Origin of the sequence: Vibrio sp. 10N.261.55.C5, assembly GCF_041470505.1 — a bacterium.
GTDB lineage: Bacteria > Pseudomonadota > Gammaproteobacteria > Enterobacterales > Vibrionaceae > Vibrio > Vibrio crassostreae_C.
The window spans coordinates 22096-44721 of sequence record NZ_JBFRMS010000044.1 but is presented as its reverse complement, the minus strand read 5'-3'; the positions used below and the strand labels follow the sequence as shown (position 1 = coordinate 44721).

At 45.3% G+C, this 22626-nt stretch carries 14 protein-coding genes and 1 pseudogene; 1 reads left to right on the top strand and 14 read right to left on the bottom strand.

Annotated elements, in window-relative coordinates; all coding sequences use genetic code 11:
* Window positions 1-68: 68 nt before the first annotated feature.
* The gene (gene rapA / locus AB4263_RS16175) at window positions 69-2978 is read right to left on the bottom strand and encodes an RNA polymerase-associated protein RapA (protein ID WP_017062952.1); all 2910 of its coding nucleotides are present in this window, start codon (window positions 2976-2978) and stop codon (window positions 69-71) included.
* Between the two features lie 466 nt (window positions 2979-3444).
* Between rapA and AB4263_RS16170 the strand changes: the two are divergent.
* Window positions 3445-4820: pseudogene (locus AB4263_RS16170) on the top strand (PhoH family protein).
* 108 nt (window positions 4821-4928) lie between these two features.
* Here the strand turns inward: AB4263_RS16170 and tldD are convergent.
* From tldD to AB4263_RS16105, 13 genes are all read right to left on the bottom strand, one after another.
* A complete protein-coding gene (tldD, locus tag AB4263_RS16165; protein WP_017061366.1) occupies window positions 4929-6374 on the bottom strand; it encodes a metalloprotease TldD in 1446 nt (481 codons plus the stop codon).
* Window positions 6375-6393: 19 nt separating this feature from the next.
* Window positions 6394-7206, bottom strand: a complete 813-nt coding sequence (locus AB4263_RS16160; RefSeq protein ID WP_372082785.1) for a carbon-nitrogen hydrolase family protein — start codon at window positions 7204-7206, stop codon at window positions 6394-6396.
* Window positions 7207-7300: 94 nt separating this feature from the next.
* Window positions 7301-11176, bottom strand: coding sequence for a YhdP family protein (locus AB4263_RS16155; RefSeq protein ID WP_372098527.1), 3876 nt, complete (start codon window positions 11174-11176; stop codon window positions 7301-7303).
* A gap of 10 nt (window positions 11177-11186) precedes the next feature.
* The gene (rng, locus tag AB4263_RS16150) at window positions 11187-12656 is read right to left on the bottom strand and encodes a ribonuclease G (protein WP_017061363.1); all 1470 of its coding nucleotides are present in this window, start codon (window positions 12654-12656) and stop codon (window positions 11187-11189) included.
* A 20-nt stretch (window positions 12657-12676) separates the two neighbouring features.
* Entirely contained in the window at window positions 12677-13300 is a 624-nt protein-coding gene (locus AB4263_RS16145) for a nucleoside triphosphate pyrophosphatase (protein ID WP_372098526.1), read from the bottom strand.
* Window positions 13301-13307: 7 nt separating this feature from the next.
* Window positions 13308-13796, bottom strand: coding sequence for a rod shape-determining protein MreD (gene mreD, locus AB4263_RS16140; RefSeq protein WP_017061361.1), 489 nt, complete (start codon window positions 13794-13796; stop codon window positions 13308-13310).
* Window positions 13786-14673, bottom strand: coding sequence for a rod shape-determining protein MreC (gene mreC / locus AB4263_RS16135; RefSeq protein ID WP_004735927.1), 888 nt, complete (start codon window positions 14671-14673; stop codon window positions 13786-13788). Before mreC ends, mreD begins: the two co-directional genes overlap by 11 nt.
* Window positions 14674-14767: 94 nt before the next feature.
* Window positions 14768-15811 (bottom strand): rod shape-determining protein, encoded by a 1044-nt coding sequence (locus AB4263_RS16130; RefSeq protein ID WP_017068734.1) that lies wholly within the window; start codon window positions 15809-15811, stop codon window positions 14768-14770.
* A gap of 150 nt (window positions 15812-15961) precedes the next feature.
* Window positions 15962-20389, bottom strand: a complete 4428-nt coding sequence (locus AB4263_RS16125) for a DUF6701 domain-containing protein (RefSeq protein WP_372098525.1) — start codon at window positions 20387-20389, stop codon at window positions 15962-15964.
* Window positions 20386-20823, bottom strand: coding sequence for an MSHA biogenesis protein MshP (locus AB4263_RS16120; protein WP_372098524.1), 438 nt, complete (start codon window positions 20821-20823; stop codon window positions 20386-20388). Before AB4263_RS16120 ends, AB4263_RS16125 begins: the two co-directional genes overlap by 4 nt.
* On the bottom strand, window positions 20813-21559 hold the full coding sequence (locus tag AB4263_RS16115) for a prepilin-type N-terminal cleavage/methylation domain-containing protein (protein ID WP_372098523.1): 747 nt from the start codon (window positions 21557-21559) through the stop codon (window positions 20813-20815). Before AB4263_RS16115 ends, AB4263_RS16120 begins: the two co-directional genes overlap by 11 nt.
* Window positions 21559-22128: a prepilin-type N-terminal cleavage/methylation domain-containing protein gene (locus tag AB4263_RS16110; RefSeq protein ID WP_372098522.1), complete on the bottom strand. Its 570-nt coding sequence runs from the start codon at window positions 22126-22128 to the stop codon at window positions 21559-21561. Before AB4263_RS16110 ends, AB4263_RS16115 begins: the two co-directional genes overlap by 1 nt.
* Entirely contained in the window at window positions 22125-22616 is a 492-nt protein-coding gene (locus AB4263_RS16105) for a prepilin-type N-terminal cleavage/methylation domain-containing protein (protein WP_372098521.1), read from the bottom strand. The genes AB4263_RS16110 and AB4263_RS16105 overlap by 4 nt, the downstream gene beginning before the upstream one ends.
* Between the last annotated feature and the right edge of the window lie 10 nt (window positions 22617-22626).

The window sequence follows — 22626 nt, the reverse complement described above, 5'->3', positions numbered from 1 at the left end:
GCTACAGATACAAATAAGGCCTTCATAATGAAGGCCTTATTTCGTTGAAGCATTTCGCTAATTCAAAACTAGTTGTGAGAAACCACAATCAAGCGTAATGAATCTAGCTGAACCTGAGCTTTGCTGATGTAACCGGTCAGTTCATTGATTTGAGCTTCGATTACCTCTAGCTCTTCATCACGAATATTAGGATTCACGGCTTTAAGCGCTTGTAGACGCTCTAATTCACCGTTCAGGTTAGTCTGCATATCTCGTTGAGCTTGTTCACGCACTTCTTCCACTTTAGGAAGTACGTGCGTCTCACCCGCTTCGATTAGCTTGTGAATCTCACCTTGTACCGAGTTAACTAGCTTGCTCGCTAAGTGACGATTTACAGGGCTTAATTGACGGTTAAAGCTATCGAACTCAACCTGAGCTGATAAGTCATTACCACGGCCATCCATCATCAAACGAATTGGCGTCTTAGGTAAGAACTGGCTGATACCGCTGCGTTTCGGCGCTTGCGCATCCACAAGGTAAACCAACTCAAGCAGGATAGTACCCACTGGCAGCGCTTTGTTTTTCAGTAGCGAGACCGCTGATGCACCCACACCTTCACTCAGTAGCAGATCGATACCGCCCTGAATCATTGGGTGTTCCCAGCTAATGAAGTTCATGTCTTCACGAGAAAGCGCAGTATCACGATCAAACGTGATGGTTGCGCCTTCGTATGGTAAGCCTGGGTAGCTTGGTACCATCATGTGCTCAGATGGTGTCACAACCAGCGCATTTTCACCTTTGTCGTCTTGGTTCAAGCCAATCGTATCGAACAGGCTCAATGCAAACGTCACTAGGTTAGTGTCGCCGTCAGTCGAGGCAATCTTCTCTGCAATTTCATGCGCTTTGTCGCCGCCGTTTGAGTGCATTTCTAATAGGCGATCACGGCCTTTTTCTAGATCTGATTTCAGGCTTTGATTTAGCTTGGCAGACTCTTCAATCACTTCATCAAGTTGCTCAGTGTTACCAGAAGCCAGCATCTCGATAAGAACATCTGAGTACTTATCGTAAACCGTGCGACCCGTTGGACAAGTTTCCGCAAATGCATTAAGACCTTCATCGAACCAACGCGCAAGGATCGCCTGTGATGTGCCTTTTAGGTAAGGAACATGAATGTCGATATCACGCAGCTGACCGATACGGTCCAAACGGCCAATACGTTGCTCAAGCAAGTCTGGGTTGAATGGAAGATCGAACATCACAAGTTGGTTAGCGAACTGGAAGTTACGACCTTCAGAGCCGATTTCACTACAGATAAGAACCTGAGCGCCGCCCTCTTCTTGAGCAAAGTAAGCCGCAGCTTTATCACGCTCTAGAATCGACATGCCTTCGTGGAATACAGTTGCACGTACACCTTCACGCTCACGCAGTGCTTGCTCTAATTGAAGAGCCGTACTTGCACGAGAGGCGATCACTAGGATCTTCTCGCTGCGCTTGTCTTGGATCTTTTCAATCAACCAGTTAACGCGTGAGTCGAACTGCCACCAGCTTGAATCTTCACCTTCAAACTCTTGGAAGATCTCTTCTGGATACAGCATCTTCATAGCACGAGCTTCGGGAGCCATCTTGCCACCGATCATGCCAGATACACGCATTGAGGTTGTGTACTGCGTTGGAATTTCCATCGGCAGTAGGTTTACATTTCGCTTAGGGAAGCCTTTGATTGCAGCACGTGTGTTTCTGAAAAGAACACGGCCAGTACCATGGCGATCCATAAGGTTATCAATCAATTCTTGGCGAGCTAACGCTTGCTCTTCTTCGCTGCTATCACCTTCAATCACACGGAACAGAGGCTCAACATCTTGCTCAGAAAGCAGTTCCGTAATCTGGTTCTTCGCGCTGTTTTCAAGCTTCACTCCAGAGAACAGAGCCGTTACTGCATCAGCAACCGGTGCGTATTGGTCTTCTTCTTCAACGAATGCTTCGTAATCGTAGAAGCGATCAGGATCAAGCAGACGCAGACGTGCAAAGTGGCTCTCACGACCAAGCTGTTCAGGCGTTGCTGTTAGTAGTAGCACACCAGACGTATTTTCCGCTAAGCCTTCAACCACTTGGTATTCACGGCTTGGTTTGTCTTGGCTCCACTCAAGGTGGTGCGCTTCATCGACAACCAACAAGTCCCACTCGCCTTCAAGTGCTTGCTCGTAGCGCTTACGGCTCTTACGTAGGAAGTCCAAAGAACACAGAACGTACTGCTGGGTATCAAACGGGTTGTCTGATTCAGCAAACGCTTCAATACAACGCTCTTCATCGAAGATAGAAAAATGCAGGTTGAAACGGCGCATCATCTCTACTAACCATTGGTGTTGTAGAGTTTCAGGAACCACAATCAGAATGCGTTCAGCACGGCCAGACAGCACCTGTTGGTGAATGATCATGCCCGCTTCGATGGTTTTACCTAGGCCCACTTCATCAGCCAGTAAAACGCGCGGAGCGTGACGACGACCCACTTCATGAGCGATGTATAGCTGATGAGGGATCAAGCCAGCACGCATACCACACAAGCCACGCATCGGGCTCTTGTGTTGTTGGTACTGGTTGCTTAGCGCACGGTAACGCAACACAAAGTTATCCATACGGTCGATTTGACCTGCGTATAGCTTATCTTGTGGCTTGTTAAAGCGGATCTGGTTGCTTAAGAAGATTTCACGCAGAGTGACTTCTGTTTCTTGGGTATCTTCGCGAGTACCTAAGTAGGTTAGCAGCCCTTTGTCTTCGATAACTTCTTCGACAGACAGAGACCAACCTTCTTGGCATTCGATGACATCGCCTACATTAAACGTTACTCGGGTTACGGGAGCATCAGTACGTGCATAAACACGGTTTTCTTCTGACGCTGCAAACATTAGTGTCACTGTGCGAGCATCCATTGCTACAACGGTACCTAAACCTAAATCGCTCTCCGTATCGCTTATCCAGCGTTGCCCCAAAGCAAATGTCATGAATCGACTACCTCAATCTTATAGTTGGAATTTGGTCTTCTTAACTGCAGTTTTAAACAAGAACATTATCGCTCCTGAACTAAAAATATAGCCAAAAATGTCTAGTTTGCAGCCACTTTTTAAGTGCGCTCTCAATAATAAATATCTCGAGAAAATGGTGCAGAAAAAGGTCGCTAATCTTACTCGATGCTGTGATTTAGGTCACGCCTAAAGGAGATGATTTCATGCTTTTTTTCTGTTTTCGCCAGTGCAATCAAACTGTCAAAAATTCATGGTTAATCTATAGGTAGCAGATTGCTGCTCTCAAACGAATACACCATATTCACTCGTAACGATATGGTGCTGTTCCTCTAGATGAAGTTTAGGTGAGTAGTTGACTATCACCAGAATCAGATACTAATCTTTATATGAGCTTTATCTACGTTCAATGAATGCAAGGCAAGCCGCACGTCGGCAAGGAGATGCTATGGGCGAGACCAACCGGAAGCTATTTGTTTTAGACACCAATATCCTACTTCACGAACCCTTCGCTATATTTTCTTTCCAAGAGCACGATGTCGTTATCCCCATGACAGTGCTAGAAGAACTCGACAGAATCAAAGACAGTAAAAGAGACGTTGCTCGAGATGCGAGAATTGCGATTCGAACGCTCGAAGACCTGTTCAGGGAAGCCACACCAGACCAAATATCGGAAGGCATCCCTTTTTCTAAAGACATAAATGCATCTGGCAGTATTTCAATACTCGCTGACTACGAACTTCAAGAAAGCATCAAAGCCTTTGCCGATGACAAGGCGGGCGATAACCGAATCCTCAACGCTGTCCTCTATCTTCAAAATAAACGCGCACCACGCGAAGTGGTTCTCATCACCAAAGACATCAATATGCGTTTACGAGCAAAAGGCGCCGGTGTACGTTTTGTTGAAGACTATCAAACTGACCAACTGATTGATGATATCCAATACCTCACCAAAGGCTTCCAACAACTGGAAGGCTCATTTTGGGATGGTATCGATAATGTCGAGAGCAGAAGTTTAGGCGGCAAGACGCTGCACACCTTAGCAAGAGCGCCGTTCGAGCCAACCTTCCTCAACCAATATGTGATTGACGAAGAAAGTGACTTTGCCGCTCGAGTCGAGGAGATTGAGCCGGAAAGCATTACCCTGAGAGACCTCAGCCGCGAAAGATTGATGAATCGCAGAGCATGGGACATCACACCAAAGAACGTCTATCAAGGCAGATTGATGCGCTGCTCGACCCTGATATTGATCTTGTGATTCTCACTGGCGCCGCAGGTAGTGGTAAGACACTGCTTGCTATGGCTGCTGCACTTGAACAAACCATTGAACGTAAGCAATTCGATAAGATCATCGTAACCCGCAACACCCCTGATATTGGTGAATCGATAGGTTTCCTTCCGGGTACAGAGGAAGAGAAAATGTTGCCTTGGTTAGCCGCAGTGACCGATACACTGGAAGCGCTGCACAAGAACGACCACTGTACAGAAGGCTCGATGAAGTACATCTGTGACAAAGCCAATATCCAGTTCAAATCAATCAACTTCATGCGTGGCCGCTCGATTCAAAATGCCTTTGTGCTTTTGGATGAGTGTCAGAACCTCACCGCTTCACAGATAAAAACCATCATCACCCGTTGTGGTGAAGGTACTAAGATCGTCTGCTCAGGTAACTTAGCGCAGATAGATTCTTCTTACCTAACCCCTGTGACTTCAGGCTTAACCTACATGGTTGAGCGTTTTAAAAACTTCGAAGGCAGTGCCAACATCCACCTCAATGGTGTGGTGCGTAGCCGACTAGCTGAGTTTGCGGAAGAGAACATGTAGTGACTCTATACGCTCACTGAATCAGTAATCTAAAAACAAAAAGCGCCTCACATTGGAGGCGCTTTTCAATTTAATCTTTTGAAGTAAGTCGGCAGAGGTTAGTCTGAATTACTCAGTACCACCAACGGTTAGCGAGTCTAGTTTCAATGTTGGTTGACCAACACCCACTGGCACACTTTGACCAGCCTTACCACACACACCCACACCACGGTCGATGCTTAGGTCGTTACCCACCATAGACACCTGCTGCATCGCTTCGATACCAGAACCGATTAGCGTCGCGCCTTTCACTGGGTGAGTGATCTTACCGTTTTCAATCATGTACGCTTCAGACGCTGAGAATACGAACTTACCTGATGTGATATCGACCTGACCGCCACCGAAGTTCGGTGCGTAGATACCTTTCTCAACCGTCGCGATGATCTCTTCCGGTGTGTGTTCGCCCGGTAGCATGTATGTATTCGTCATACGTGGCATTGGAAGATGCGCGTATGACTCACGACGACCATTACCTGTCGGTGCTACACCCATTAGACGAGCGTTCAGCTTATCTTGCATGTAACCTTTTAGGATGCCGTTTTCGATTAACGTATTGTACTGACCGTTAACACCTTCATCATCGACGTTCAATGAACCGCGTAGATCCGTTAATGTACCGTCATCGACAATCGTACATAGGCTTGAAGTTACTTGCTCACCAACTTTGCCAGAGAATACTGACGACTCTTTACGGTTGAAGTCGCCTTCTAAACCGTGGCCTACCGCTTCATGCAGCAGAACGCCCGGCCAACCAGAACCAAGAACCACAGGCATGGCACCAGCAGGCGCTGCAACCGCTTCAAGGTTAACTAATGCTTGGCGAATCGCTTCATCCGCAAATTGGTAAGCAACTTGAGTGCCTTTGTCATCACTTAAGAAGAAGTCGTAACCAAAACGGCCACCACCACCAGCGCTACCACGCTCACGACGATCACCCTTCTGTGCAAGTACGCTAATAGACAAGCGAACCAGCGGACGAATATCACCAGCGTAAGTGCCATCAGTCGCAGCAACCAGCATCTGCTCATGCACACCACTTAAACTCACCGATACTTCAGTCACCATCGGCTCTTTAGTGCGAATGTAAGCATCTAATGATTTTAGTAATTCTGTTTTCTGCTGTTTTTCCCAACTCGCAAGCGGGTTAACTGCATCATAGTAAGCTTGATTAGAGTTGCGTTTGAACGCTTGAACCTTGCCGTTTTGACCTTGTTTAGCAATACCACGAGCCGCAATTGCGCTCTGCTTAAGACCATCCAATTGGATTTGGTCAGAGTAAGCAAAACCAGTCTTTTCACCAGATACTGCACGAACGCCAACACCGCAATCGATATTGAAAGAGCCGTCTTTAATAATGCTGTCTTCTAGCACTAAAGATTCGTGCCAGCTTGACTGAAAGTAGATATCAGCATAATCAATTTGGCGGGTAGCAATACTCGCCAATGTATCTGCGATATTTTGCTCCGTAAGCCCTGTCGGGTTCAGTAGCGCTTCTTCAATTTGATTAATGCTCATAGATGGCTCTTGTTTGTAATTAAAATTGATTGGTAAATCGAGAGTGTTGCGCGATGGGCATATTTTGCCTAATGGACTCGCAACTGGATGTGTCTATCTCAACCACCATACTTTTAGGATCTTGGTCTAACTGTGCGACCACTCGTCCCCATGGATCAACCACCATTGAGTGTCCCCATGTTTCTCTTTGGCAAGGGTGTTTTCCGCCTTGACCTACCGCGACAATCCACGACTGTGTTTCAACCGCGCGGCATCTTAATAGTACTTCCCAGTGCGCTTGACCCGTTACCGCTGTAAAAGCCGCAGGCACCACAATGATTTGTGCCCCTTGCTTACGTAACTCTGAATACAAGTGTGGAAAGCGCACATCATAACAAATACTCAAACCTAAGCGACCAAAAGGCGTTTCCGCTGTCACAACTTGGTTGCCCGGAGTGAAAATATCCGACTCTCGATAGCACTTATGGGCGTCAGCGACATCCACATCAAACATGTGTAGCTTGTCGTAATGAGCAACGAGGCAACCAAAATCATCAATCACCAAGGTGGTGGTCGTCACTCCGTTAGTTGTGCTTATCGGCATACTGCCAATGACGATCCAAATTCTGTGAAGCTTTGCTAGCTCAGAGATTTTCTTTTGCAGTGGGCCATCATTAAAAGGCTCAGCACACTGGTGATAGTCGGCTTGACTGCCAAAAACTAACGCGTTTTCAGGGCAAACAACCCACTTAGCCCCCAACTCTTTGCACTTTGCAACTTCTTGAGCAAGGTACTCAAAGTTCAATTCAGGGCTGGGGCCAGATGTCATTTGAATCAACCCAACACAATCCATGTGTATCGCTCCTCCATTCATTATGATTCAGAAATCAGCATTTCACCGTATATTCGCTGACTCGGGCATAAGGTCTTTTCGGCTAATTTAAGGCCTATTCGGCTAATTTTCTCAGCTTCTCTGGCAGCTGAAACTCGCCAGAGCTACGAGAAAGTTCGCTCACCGTTGGTGAATCCAATGGTCCTTTCACCGAATAATTTACTTGGGTAAAGACTTCCACAACTGGCGAGATAACCGTGGTCACCGCCAATACGTACAGCGCCGTTTGAGGGGTTACCGCAAAGGCCGTTAATACGGGAATACCCGAGGTAATATCTGGGGTAAAGTTCACCTCAGCATCAACCTGACGCGTGTTGAGGTTAGCGATACCTTTGATTTTCATCTCACCTGCGACCGCATCCATGTTCAGATCATTGGTCAGGAAGATACCATTTTGAATCTCGCCCGTTCCGGTGATGCTGTTGAAGGCCATACCTTTATCAAACACATCTGAGAAATCGAGCTGCATCTTACGGATGATCGAATCTAGGCTAAACAGGCCAAGTAATCGAGCTGCGCCGCTCACATCCGAGATAATGCCTTTACCAAACTTGGTTTTAACGTTGCCATCAAGGGTATCCATTTTGATTCCCCAAGGCGAACCATCCCAATTTAGTTGACCTTCCAACGCGAATGGCGCTTTTTGAATCCCGGAAGTAATACCAAAGCGCTCCATGAGCTCGCTGTTGTTTTCACCTTCAACATCAACGGTTAACGATGAATGACTCTTGTCACCTTGCAGTTCCCACCAGCCACTCACATCCGCTTTGTTACCGCCGCTTCGCACCTGGATTTTGTTCCACTCGATACGATCTTCGTTCCTCGTCATTTCAACATCGACCTTACCCACCTTGTAGCCTTGCAGCCAAAAGTCGTTCAGCGTCAGGGTCAGGTTTGGCATCGCATCGTGGATCTCTCTATCCAATTTGGATATCAATGGCGCAGCTTGTTCTTTACGTTGCAGCAGTTGCTGATCTTGGTTGTTCTTATCACTCCACTCAGGAACAAACAGATGCAGACGATCCAGTGAAACTGTCAAATCATAAGGAGGCAGGTAGTTAATATCCCCTTCTAGCTCTTGGCTAGACACTTCCATTTGCCACGCCTGTTTGTTCTTACTAGCACTAAAATCGACGTCATTCCAAGAGATACCACCCAAGATCAGCTCTTTACTCTCAAAGGTAATACGGCTTGGCGCAGGTATGGTTGGCGTGTTCATTTGACTAAGTACAGCCGTTGAAGGCTTTACCGGTTCCATTACAACCGATAACCAATCATCGGCATTGAATTTGTCTGTACGAATCAGGGCGTGATGGCCCACCACCGGGCTAATTTTGTAGCCACCGCGACCAAGCACTAAGTTGGTCGCCGTTAACTCAGGCACGTCGCCTGTGATATCAATCTCAGCTTGGTACTTGGTGTTTGGCAATTGCAGGCGCGCGGTAATCGTCTCTTGGTTACCCGATGCCTGTAGCCTTGCAGAGCCACTTTCTAGTGATTTTTTCGCCAATGGATATGGGTAATCACTCGCCAAGTATTTTAGGTCTGACTGTAAGTCTAGTTGGTAGGTAAAGCCGATATCATTCAGCTGGATATCAATCTGGCTTTGCCATTGCGCATGACCTGATAAGCGGCTTAACCATTGCTCCCCGATGTAAGGTTCTAGAGGCTTGACGTCCCAATCACCTAACACATCAATATCAACTGCATAGCCAGGACCATCATTAAGGCCCTTAAAATCAAGCGAGATACCTTGGTTAAGAAGATCCGCAGCGAGGCCATTTGCCGTCACTACGTCATTATCAAATTCAATTCGACCCGTGGTGTTCTCGAGCACCATTGGCGGCGCTTCAATCTCAACATGGTTGCCACTTAAGTCGGCGTAACCCCATGCTCTTGCTTCTTTTTCAGAATCAAACGGAATATTCAGCTGGAACTCCGAAGATACATCACCACTCACTTGAAGTGCGGTTAAGGCTGCGCCTACCGAGCCCACCAGTGGCGAAGACGTCATGTAATCGCGTACTGCGTTGCCAGACGCCGTCGCTTTAGCTTCAATTTCAATATGGCCGCCTTCCCCTAAATAAGGAATGCGTCCTGTGATTCGATCTGCCGTCACATCCATCAGTTGAGCTGAGCGAGAATCCAGATGCATCGCATCATTTTCAAACAACAGATCAAGCTGAAGATCAGTAATCAGTGGCCACGCGGTATCAAAGCTGAATTTCGCATCTTCTAAGCCAACCCAAACCTGGAAAATACCATCGTGGTTAGTGTATGGATATTGAGACAAATCACCATGCCACAACAGTTTTACGGTATCCGCTTTACCGGCTTGAATCGCAGTTGAAAGGTAGTCTGTTAGATCTTGCCCAAGAGCCAGTGTAGGTAAGTAGCGCCATGTTTCACCGACATTGTAAGCGTCCGCTTCGCCGTAGAAGGATAAAAACGGGCTCGCATCTTTTGGGAAGTCTAAGCGGAATGCGCCTAGTACTTGTAAATCGGGGGTGGCAGCTGTGATTTTGTCTGACCACAGCTTCCAGCCGTTTTCATCTTGCTGCCAAACAATATCAACCTGACCTTGTTTGATATTCAAAGGCGCTTGGAATACGTCACCATAAGGGAACACATCGTCAATAACATGCAGGCTAGCTTTCGCTTCCGAGGCCGCACCAAACACACTACCAGACACTTGGCTAAAGCCTGGGACTAGTTCCCACTGCTCGATAGCAAGATCAGAAAAACTGGCTGAATAACGTAAACTGTCAATTCCCGAACCCATGGAAACACGGATATCAGAAACAGAGCCGCCCGGCGCCAATACGTTAATCATTTTGGTTGATTGTTCAGAGTCAGGCAGCAGCTTAATCAACGGAGTAATAGTCGCAATATCCAGCTCAGAAATGTTGAGTTGCCATGGACCTTGATTCCACTTGAACGCTACGTCGAGTTCCGGCCAAGGTGTGTCATCCGTTCTAAGGTTTAGTGAGTGACCATTTACTTGCCAACCATCATCAGTCGGCGACAACTTAAAGACACCGGACTCAAGCATGAGGTCATGCTCGCCATCTTCGTTCCACGCCAGTTCTGAGGGTAAAACCTCAACATAAGCGCTCACTGGCTTGCTATTTCGCAGCGTAAGCCAGCTATTCAAGCTCACAGTACCCGTTTCAATGCCGGATTCCGCCTGCATATAATGCGTAAGCCATGGCTTAACAGAAATGCTGTCGGCACTGACATAAAACTCACCAGTCACATCAGTCAGTGACCCACCATCAATAAAGTTAGCACTCACTGACAGAGAGTTTAGATTGGCATCTTTGATACTCACCACACCTTCAGCAAGGTGATGTTTGTCTGAATTTTGCCATTTTAAGGTTTCTATATCGAGCTGACGTTCTTCACCCGAAACAGAGTGATAAAGAATAGAAGAATCTTTTGCAGTTACATCGACGAGTGTTTTTAGCAGTAAATTATCGAGCTCTTGTATCACTCGCTTGGAAGACTCGGGATCTGTAGGTTCGTCTTTGCCATTTTGTCCGGCAAACAGATCAATTGAGCGGATATCAAGATACATTTGATTCATGACTAGATCGGCCACAACCGGGCGCATCTGCACGAGCGATTGAATCAAGTCAAACTCGACTTCAACACGCTCAACAGAGAAGGTCACATCTTCTGCATTGGGGAGGCTAGCTTTAACGCCTTGCAGAGCAATAGAGGGGTGAGTGTTACGCCAAAAACCGCCCACATCTTGAATCGAAAAATCAAAACCGGAGTGTTGGTTTACCCAAAGCTCAATTTCAGATTGATACTTGTTTAAATTGGGCAAGGCTACACGCAGTGTAGTAACGGCAATGGCTAGCGTTACTAAGAGAGTAACCACTAACCATAAACATGCACGTAGAATCAGAGTAACGCTTGAGCTCACAAAATTTCCATTACATCATAACAACATCAAACTGCTCTTGTATGTACAGAGGCTCAGCCTGGATTTTAACTTGCTTACCAATAAAGACTTCAAGCTCCGCAAGCGCATGAGATTCATCGCCCTCTAACGCCTCAGCTACGGCAGCTGCCGCATAGACCACAAATTTATCGGCGTCGTACGCACGATTCACTCGCGTGATCTCTCGAAGAATTTCATAACAAACGGTTTCAACTGTCTTCACACTGCCGCGGCCTTCACAAGCAGGACAGCTCGAACATAGGATATGCTCAATACTTTCACGAGTACGTTTACGAGTCATCTCAACCAACCCAAGCTGCGTGAAGCCATTAATATTGGTTTTCACACGGTCTTTGTCGAGCGCAGCCTCTAAAGAAGTTAGTACTCGCTTACGATGTTCCTCAGACAACATATCAATAAAGTCGATAATGATGATGCCACCTAAGTTACGTAGACGCAGCTGACGAGCAATCGCTTGAGTCGCTTCTACATTGGTGTTGAAAATCGTCTCTTCTAGATTACGACGACCAACAAACGCGCCAGTGTTGATATCAACCGTGGTCATCGCTTCAGTTTGGTCGATAATCAGATATCCACCAGACTTTAATTCGACTTTACGATCCAATGAACGCTGAATTTCGTTCTCGGTATCGTACATATCAAAGATAGGCTTATCACCTTCATACAGCTCAAGCTTGTCTGTCAGCTCAGGCACGTATTCAGAGGTAAACTCTTTTAGGTTTTCATATTCTAGACGAGAATCGACCTGAATCTTGCTCAGCTCAGTACCGACGAAGTCACGTAAGATACGTTGGCTTAAGCAAAGCTCACCATACAAACGAGTACGCGCCTTGTGCTTACCACGACGCTCTAATACTTTTAGCCATAATCGCTTCAAGAATGCAGCATCTTGTGCCAACTCATTTGAATCTGCACCTTCTGCTGCTGTGCGGATGATGAAGCCACCGTGTTCGTCACAGTAACGAGACACGACTTTTTTAAGACGGTTACGTTCAGACTCGCTGTCGATACGTTGAGATACACCAACATGACTTGCGCCCGGCATAAATACCAGATAACGAGACGGTAGAGTGATATCAGTGGTTAAGCGAGCACCTTTAGTACCAAGAGGGTCTTTGACCACTTGCACCACAATGTCTTGCCCTTGACGGACAAGCTCTGAAATATCACGAACCTGAAATTGTTTCTTTTCGTTTTCAGCGACACATTCAGTGTGTGGGACAATATCAGAGGCGTGTAAAAAAGCTGCTTTCTCAAGGCCTATATCCACAAAAGCCGCCTGCATTCCCGGAAGAACACGGCTTACACGTCCTTTATAGATATTTCCTACGATACCGCGTCGAGCATCTCGTTCGACATGGATCTCTTGAAGAGCCCCCCCTTCAATCATGGCCACACGAGTTTCACTCGGGGTCACGTTCAGCAACAATTCAGCACTCATGGTGCACCTCAGGTTAGTAATTATAAGAATTCTTGCAGTAGCTGGTCCGTTTCAAATAAAGGTAAGCCGACAACGGCGTAATAACTACCTTCGATTCGGGTGACAAAGCGTCCGCCCAAACCTTGGATCCCATAGCTACCGGCTTTATCGCATGGCTCCCCTGTTTGCCAGTATTGTTCTATTTCTTTTTCACTGAGGGGTTTAAACCATACGTCGGTAATAATGATTTCTGTTCTTTGTTTTTCTTCTGAAACCACAGAAACCGCCGTCATCACTTGGTGACGTTCATTCGCTAACTGAGTAAGCATGCGCTTAGAGTCAGTAAAATCGGTGGGTTTCTCAAGCACTTGCCCTTGGCTTACGACGACTGTGTCAGAACCAAGAACGACTATATCAGAGCCATGATCTACAGTATCAGAACTAGGAACGACATGCTGCCTTTCAGAAGGGTTATCTTTCAATAAAGACAACGCAGCTAAAGCTTTATCTAAAGATAGTCGCTTAACATATTCTTCGGCGGTTTCTTGAGCGTGTTTACACTCTTCAACATCGGTTACGAGGACAGAAAACTCATAACCGAGTTGAGATAGCAATTCTTTGCGGCGTGGAGAGCCGGATGCCAAAACTAAATGTTTCTTTTCCATCGTCACGCTACCTCACATGCCAATGGCGACGCACGCGTCTCATTAATAAAAACATCCAAGGCCAAAGTATACAGTTTATCAATGCGCTCCATAACGATAACGGATTGAAAACAACATCTTGGATCAAATATTCACCAAAGAAGATCAACACCTCAAACAAGACCGTTAACGCGGCAATGATCATCGCTTGCTGCCATAACGCCATGTTACGAATGACGAGGAAGTTCATCGCAATAATGTACATCACTATTGCCATCATCATGCCTCGAATACCCAGAGTAGAGCCGATCAAAAGGTCCCACAATAAGCCTAAAATCAAAGCACTACCCACGTTAACACGATGCGGTAGAGCCAAAACCCAGTAACACGTAACCAGCAGTAACCAAGATGGTCTAAATAAATCTAAGCTACCAGGCCAAGGGATCGTCTGCAGAATCAGTGCTATTAAAAATGAGCAGAAAATTACTACCTTGCTTCTCAAAACGCTATTGGCCATCTTCGCCCTCTAACAATGCTTGTTCTATGCTCGATTGATCCGCTTGCATCTGTTTGTTTTCATCAGGCCATACAAGCAGCAGGTATCTGAGCTTATCGAACTCAACCACAGGCTCTGCTTTAATCACAGCGAACTCACGTTTCGGGTCGTAATCAACGGCCGTAACATAGGCGACTGGATAACCTTCTGGATATACCCCACCAAGACCTGATGTCACCAACAGATCTTCTTCTTGTATATCGGTACTGGTTGGAATGTGCTCTAGCTGGATCTCATCAATCATGCCATTGCCCGAAGCAATCACACGGATGTCATTACGAATAACCTGAACAGGAATCGCATTGTTTGCATCAGTGAGTAGTAATACACGACTATTATGAGCAGCAACGAAAGTGACTTGGCCGACAATGCCTTTTTCGTTGATCACCGGCTGACCTTCATACACCCCATCAATCTGACCTTTGTCGATCACGACTTGATGGCGATATGGTGAAGTGTCTACCGCCATAACTTCTGTGACGACTTTCTTCTCATCACGGATAAACGGCGAGCCTAACAGCTTACGAAGGCGCTTGTTTTCTTCTTGATATTGCTCAAGCAGAATCAGCTCGCTCTTCAGACGCAAGACTTCTCGTTTAATATTATGGTTAGATTCAATTAACCCTTTGCGAGTGCTAAAACGGTCGTAAACACCATCGAACATAGTGCGAGGCAAGTTGGCTGCATATTGAATAGGCGCAACCATGCTGTTTAATAGATAGCGAACATTTGAGAAAGCATCTAAACGACTATCAGCCAGCATAAGGCTGGCTGATAAAATTACAGCAAAAAACAGGCGCAATTGTAGAGAGGGACCTCTACCAAAAATTGGCTTCATTCTATATTTGGTCCTAGAGCTACATTTGATCCTATAGACAAGGTCCTAGGCTCTTTACATAAAACTAGATAAGAAAAGAGCCTAACACTAGATATTATTCTTCGCTGAACAGATCGCCGCCGTGCATGTCGATCATCTCTAGAGCTTTACCGCCACCTAGAGCAACACACGTTAATGGCTCTTCTGCAACAACAACAGGGATACCTGTTTCTTCTGTTAACAGGCGATCAAGGTCTTTAAGCAGTGCACCACCACCTGTTAGTACCATACCGTTTTCTGAGATATCAGAAGCCAGCTCTGGTGGACACTGTTCAAGTGCAACCATGACTGCAGATACAATACCTGATAGAGGTTCTTGAAGTGCTTCAAGGATTTCGTTTGAGTTTAGGCTAAAGCTACGAGGCACACCTTCAGCAAGGTTACGACCGCGAACTTCGATCTCATTGACTTCATCGCCAGGGTAAGCTGAACCGATTTCGTGTTTGATCTTCTCTGCTGTCGCTTCACCGATCAAGCTGCCGTAGTTACGACGAACGTAGTTGATGATCGCTTCATCAAAACGGTCACCACCAATGCGAACAGAAGACGAGTAAACCACACCGTTCAGTGAGATAACCGCAACTTCAGTAGTACCACCACCGATATCAACAACCATTGAACCTGTTGGCTCAGAGACACGTAAGCCAGCACCAATCGCAGCAGCCATAGGCTCATCGATTAGGTAAACCTCACGAGCACCAGCACCTAACGCTGATTCACGGATAGCACGACGCTCAACCTGTGTTGAACCACAAGGTACACAAACCAAAACACGAGGACTTGGTTTAAGCACACTGTTGTCATGCACTTGTTTGATGAAGTGCTGAAGCATTTTTTCCGTTACGTAAAAGTCGGCAATTACACCGTCTTTCATTGGACGGATCGCTGAGATGTTACCAGGCGTACGACCAAGCATTTGCTTAGCAGCGTGGCCAACAGCAGCGACACTCTTTGCAGAACCCGCACGATCTTGGCGAATAGCGACAACTGAAGGCTCATCAAGAACAATGCCTTGGCCTTTTACATAAATAAGGGTATTGGCTGTACCTAAATCAATCGATAGGTCGTTTGAAAACATGCCACGAAGTTTTTTAAACATATTCTTCGCTCATCCTGCAAGAATTAGAAGACAAAAATTGCACTAAATGTACCAATGCCTTGCTGTTACGGCAAGGCATTGAAGTACAAACATGGACTGAAACCCGCAATTTCTTACAGATTCCTAACTTAAGGGGCAAAAATTATATTATTACTGACCTGTTAAGCCACTTTCACCTCGGTAGATCACACGATCGTTACCACGGTAGATACCAAATGTGACGACGGTGGATGGATCTTCATCACCCAGTTGGCGCCAGTTGTAACGTAGCCATGGTTGATCTTGATCGCTACCTGAACAAACAACAGGGTTTTCACCAGTATTAGCCGTTGGCGCAGAGGCATCCATTCTCAACCACAGACGAACTTGCTCACGCGGCGTATCTGTTCCCGTTGGCGTATTTTGGTTTGCTGTGACCTCTTCTTCACCGCCCTTTACATTTCCATCACCACTAAACATTGCAGACGTAATAGTCTTGCCTTCGCTGTGCCAAATCACCTGTCTACAATAATTTGCACCATTAAAACTACTGCTTCTTTTATTCTGGTCATCTTGATAGCTATCATCAGTGTTGAGAACAAACTCACTACCATTCCAGAATTCAACTCTTAGTGGGATAGTCAATGTGGCATTTGAGTTACCACCAATATCATCGAGCGCCATTCGACCATATCGGGCAGGAGGTTGAACTGGGAATGCAGCTGAATCGGTAACAGGGTCTGAATCCGTAAATGACACAGGATCAACTCCTGTCACTGTTAAACCAAAATTAGTGGCTATTGAGCTAGCATCACTGGTATTGAAAGGACCATCTCTGCGGCTAACGTCATCTGAATCCGTAACTCTTTGCAGCTCAGCTGCATTGTCATTCAGTAACCAATGTTTACGATCAACAGACCAAGACCCAGCATCCGTATCTAGCAAGAAGCCGTTATCTATATTGCTATCATCTAGAACACCAAACTTTGCTTGTAGTTCTGTATTAAAGAATCGGTAATTATTAAGCGCATTATCCGTATCACTCTCACCTGATGCCATTGGATATACTTGGTGAACTGTAGAGTCATAAGGTTGACTTAGGTACGCAATATTATTTTGATTTGTAACATTCCACTCAGGGTCACCTTGCATGAAGTATTTGGGGTAAAAACGGCCGATAGTTTTAGACCCAGTGACACCTGAATCACCATTTGGAGGGGCAATGGTGCTATAAAAGTTACCCGTTTCAATTGCAACCAATTCAAAACTTCCTACCTCTGAGTAGGTTAACCCATCAAGTTGGTACCCACCATTTGACTGATCACTAATTGAAATACTCGGAGATATCGTGTCGGGCATCAAATAGCCAAGTACACCCTCACTTGGTGTGTCTAAATAATGGGAAACACTGATCGAAGCTTGAGACACAAAATAATTCGAAGGAACACCTACATTATTTGAACATACGGAATTTACATTAGCTCCGGTAATCATGGGTTTCACGTCCACATCAAAGCTCTCCCCCGCTGCAACAAAGCCACTACTACTGGATTCTGTACTCGTTCCACTTGAATCGCTATCAGTACATACAGCAAACTCATAAGGTTTAGATTTGACAACAAAGCTACCAACCAACCCCGAACTTGCGGAATCAGGCTGTTCATAAATAGGACACCCTTCAATTTCAGAACAATCAAAGCTAGGATCATTGATAACTACATTAACTTGCCCAACATTGCTCCAATTTACTTCAGTTGTAGCACCACCATTATCAAAATTTAGATCTGTAACTGAGAAGTCATCAAGTGATCCATCTTCAGGGGTAGGCATTTCAAGAAAGTAATCTTTAGAAGCATCAAATGATAAGTTTTTAGTATAGCCATTTACTGGGCTAACAACGCCTTGATCACAAGCTTGAGCCGTCACCTCTACCACTAACTCTTGAGAGTCTTGAGCTGCATTCATATGTATTTGGCTTGGGCTTGTATCAAACTTATAGGGCACATAAAAAACTTGTGTCGATGTTGCGGGCTCTGAATCGTAGACTCCCCCAACACTGAAACTACCAACCGTATCAGAGTCTAAATACAAGGTTCGAATGCCACCATCAAACGTATAATCCGGAGTTTCACACGCATTGTTAGCTTCACCCTTACACCATCGCGTTCCCGTTGGGGTTACCGTCGCTTCAAACTGCTCATTAGAGTCGACCAATTCGCCATTCTCTTCTAGGCGAAACTCAACCGGAATTCGCTCACAGGTTAGGCTATATAATTGTTGAGGTTCTACAACCAATAATCCTTGCTGTACTGGGGGTTCACAAGAATAATCAGGTTTGATTATCGTTACACCATTATCAAGCACGGCGACTCTCGCTGTCACGGCACCATGAATAGCTGTCTGATTTAAATCTACAGTATCTGCGAGAATAAATCCTTTGAAAGTAGAGTTCCCAACGTCAAATATGACCTCACCTTTAGGAGCGTATATAATGGGATAAGCGAAGTCAGATTGTATATCAACTGCCAAGTTAAACTTCATACGTGTTATCACATTTATTTGAGAGTTGCCCTCAAAGGCATATACCAAATCTCCTGCATCATGCTCATAATTATCAAAGGTCACCGTGGAATTATCAGGAAAAACCAGTTCGACACCCGCCCCTCCACTAACTTTAACATCTGAGATATAACTGTCTTCATCTAAGACGACTCGAACTAGATTATAATCATTCCCCTGCTTGTTGATAACGAGCTTAGACAAGTTACTCTCAATGAAAACATCTATTGTTTCACCGTTAATTTGGTAAGAACATATCTCTGAGTCCGCTCCGCAGCTCTGCAAAATATCCGAAGCCTTGCCCGTAATGGTTAAACTTTCTGATGGATTTTTTTCTGCAATAGAGGTTACGTAACTGCCTTTAATCTTTCTTAATTCAAGTTGGCTATCATTATTACCAACATCACATTGATGTTCATCACACACTGGAAAATTATAAATATGATAAAACTCACTCGCATCATCAAAACCCAATAATAAAAAGTCATCTTTTGTTGTCCATTTATCATTAAAGAGCTCATAGCCTTCAGAGACCTTTTTTAAAGATTGATTAATATAGTTATTAGACCAGCCGCTAAATTTTGTTTGCTGGCTGGTAACCGTCAATGAGCTATTCACACCAGTCCAACTCTGAATGGGCTCGGGAAACAAGTTACACACGTTGGCAACAGGAACCACCTCAGGTAACTCAAACGCAAAGTAACCCACTTCTTCCGGAATATGCGTGCGGTCTCTAAAGTCCTCATCTACAACAAAGCTAACTTGGTTCGTGTTAATGTTACATCGACGTAGCCAGCCTCCGTGTCCACCAGCCCTCTCTTGTTTATTAGCTATGATCCCGTCAATATTCGTTAGAGAGGTGGTAGCATACTTATCCTCACAACCATCCAACATTGGGTCATTACCGCTTTGACTTGGCGTATCATACCCTCTTGCAAATTGAACCTTAAAACCATCAACATCAAGGTTAGTATTGGTGGCTAACGTCGCTAAAAACGCGATCTTCTCATCGTCATAATCATCGCTACTGCGGTGAGAAGCACTTAGCTCCAAAAACAAATCAATGTATGACGTTTCATCGGTTCGCCTAACCTTGCCAGAGGTCATCCATTTATCATTGTTATTTCGAGTTTGAATTTGATGCAATACCACCGGATTAGAAGAAAAGCCAGCTCCGCCAAAATCGCTATAAAGGACTCTATCATTACTATTTGAGCCTGATTTAGCACTGGCTGCATCGGTGTTCAAATAACCCGCTATGACTTCATGGCCATTAAAATCGGCCACACCGGGCTCAATCGCAAGGTAACTGACTTCTGTTATCGGTTGGCTATCTAAATCTGAACCACCGCCATTCTTTGGCGCCTTAATCTGCTTGATGGTCGCTTCGGTTTTGCTTACCTCGGTAACCATTAACGTTGCAGGAGCATCCGCGTCAGGGGCACTTGAATCAATGGTTGGCATCACAAACACCAGTGGCGTGTTGGTATAAGACTGAGTCAGTGGGATCTTACATTCTCCACCAGAGCACTGAACGATACCAAATTCATACTGAGCATCGTTTGAATAAACCGGCGGTGGCTCGATATCCGAGCTGTCACATTCTAGTTCAGTACTGTCCCCACTATTAATATCGACGCTTTGCGGGTGAATACCTTTAAAGTCTGCGGGGTAATTGCCTAAAAAAGTAAAACCCTGCCCATCGTCAACGTAGTAGTCTGCGGTTCCGGCATCATTTCCCGCTCCCGGCTGATAAATCAGTTGAACACTATAGTCTCCCCCACCAACCATGTAACGAGGATCGCGAATAAAGGGCGTATCTCCCACCGTAGGCTCATTAATATCATTGGTCCAGATGGTGTATTCCGGGCGGTTATTTCCGGGCTCTTGCTCTGCAAACACAGATTCAACAAGCTGGGCGGAATTGATATTAAATGATATTTTAAATTCACCGCTCGGATCTACGTTACAAGTCGACGCTGTCGCGATCAAAGGGAATAGGCAGAAACAGGCAACTAAAATATATCTACATGCTTTCATCGTATTGACTCATTCACCCACACTTCTTGATTACGTTGCACTTGGTTAATACCTGAACCACAAATGGCTGTTGATTCAATTTTGAAAAAGCCAACACCATCTAAAGTACCAATTTGACGGCAGGTTAATTGGTCAACAGTACAGATGGTCGACATACCACTACTCACTTGATTTGAGTTCAAGTTACTACACACGGTGCTCACACTGGTTGAGACCGCAGGCGAAACAGTTAATGGATAAACTTGAGTAAGTGCCCACTCATTTGCAGAATGCGCTAGAAGCCAAGCCTGAGTTCCCAGTTGTTTACGTGTCAATGTATCGTGATTTGACCACTGAACTTGCACTAAAGAAGTCGCGAGGAAGCCCATCACCACAATAACAAATACTGCGACGACCAAAACACTGCCTTTTTGAGATGATTTACTATGGCGCATTAAGTACCTGCACATCTTGTTGGTAAACACTTACTTCGTTGTTTTGCTCAAGTACAAGATCGATGTGAATCACACCACCGCGCTGTAAGCTTGGCTCTTCGTAACGAAAATTACTTTCAGAATAATTGATGCTATCCGCAACGGTAACTCCATTACGCTGGATTAGACCTTGATTTTGAATAGTATCGTTTACTAAACAGTAACTCACCGGAGCACTATCACTGTCATCGTAAATATAATGACGTTTAGCAATAGATTGACTACTCAAACTTACCGAAGAAGCGGTAAACACATTGCTCGTTGAGACTAACCCCGACACAGGAATTCGCTTAGTTGAACCAGCCACCAACTCCGAGTACGCGGTTGGGTTAATAATAAGGAAATCATCTGCATCGAGTATTGGGGAGTCTTGGCCGATAATAAAATTCAGTTCATCTGTCGCTTCATCAAGGTGATAAAAGCCTGAGTACTTAATAGCGTAAAAGGTAAGACATTTTTGAGCAAAAACCGAAGCCGGAGTAATACTCGAATCAAAACTATTAGGGACCGCATGACTGATTTCTCGCGACATTTTCTCAACAACAAACTGCCCTTTTACTTGCACCTTTTGTCTATCGATAGTGTCGACATAACCTTTCATGCCATATTCAACAAAGCCTGCGATCGCTAAACCAATCACACCTACGACGACAATCGTTACAATCATCTCAATTAAGGTAAAACCACGTTGCTTCATCAGTAGTTCCCCTTGTAAGCGATAACGCTGTAGCGGTTGTTGCCACCAAAGATCTGTAACTCAACACGCTTCATCGTGCCAATAGCATTATCGTTAATACCATCCATGTTTTGATCGTAAAATACGGAGACTTCAACTCTAAAATTGGCATAAGTGCCTTCAATATTTTCATCTAGGATATTAGCAATTGGGTACTTAATAGGAGATACACATGCTGATTCAGTGGTATCGGTGTACCAACAGCCAATATAATCATCGACATCATTAAAAGCAGCGGGCGTTGCCTCTGCCCCATCCACTCCGAGTTCATTAGGAGCAGAACAAGCAGTCGCATCTGCGTCCCCACAGCGCACCAAACCACCATCAAAATCACTATGTTCATCAAAACCACGTGCCAATATTTGATTCATCAAACTCTGGCCTAGCGCCACTGAACGGTTTTGATAATGTGGGTCAGCAGAACTTGCAACTTGTGGTGCTAAAAAGCTAGTAATAGTGACCATCGCAATGCCCAATACGATAATCACCACAATGCTTTCAATTAGAGTAAAGCCACGTGAACGAATCATAGACACACTCCCTCACGCACATAACCTTGAGAATTAATGCAGACTTGGGCGCTATTGCTCGAAGTGGTTGAGTCAATCGTAATATTCACACCTGCACTTACCGAAGGGTTACCCAACAGGTCAAAGTCGATAACCGTATTCGCTGGAGAAAATGAAATATCTGATTCACGCACATAATCACTACGTGCATCGGCCTGTGTTTTTTGAGCGCTATTCGAAAGATTTAAGTTACACGCGGCCACAGAGCCTAAACAATCACTATTAATAGCAAGGCGAAAACTGTCATTAGCCGCTGAAACGTTCGATTGCATTCGATTGACTTGGATTTGGCGAATTACGGAAATGGTTTGCTCTTGCGCAGTAAAAGTAGAAAAGCTAGATGTACCGACGAAGCGACTTGCGGCAAAGGTGGAAACAATACCGAGGATAATGATAACGATGATCAGCTCTACCAGAGTAAAGCCTTTGGATGTGGGGCTGTTATCCATAATGAGCCTC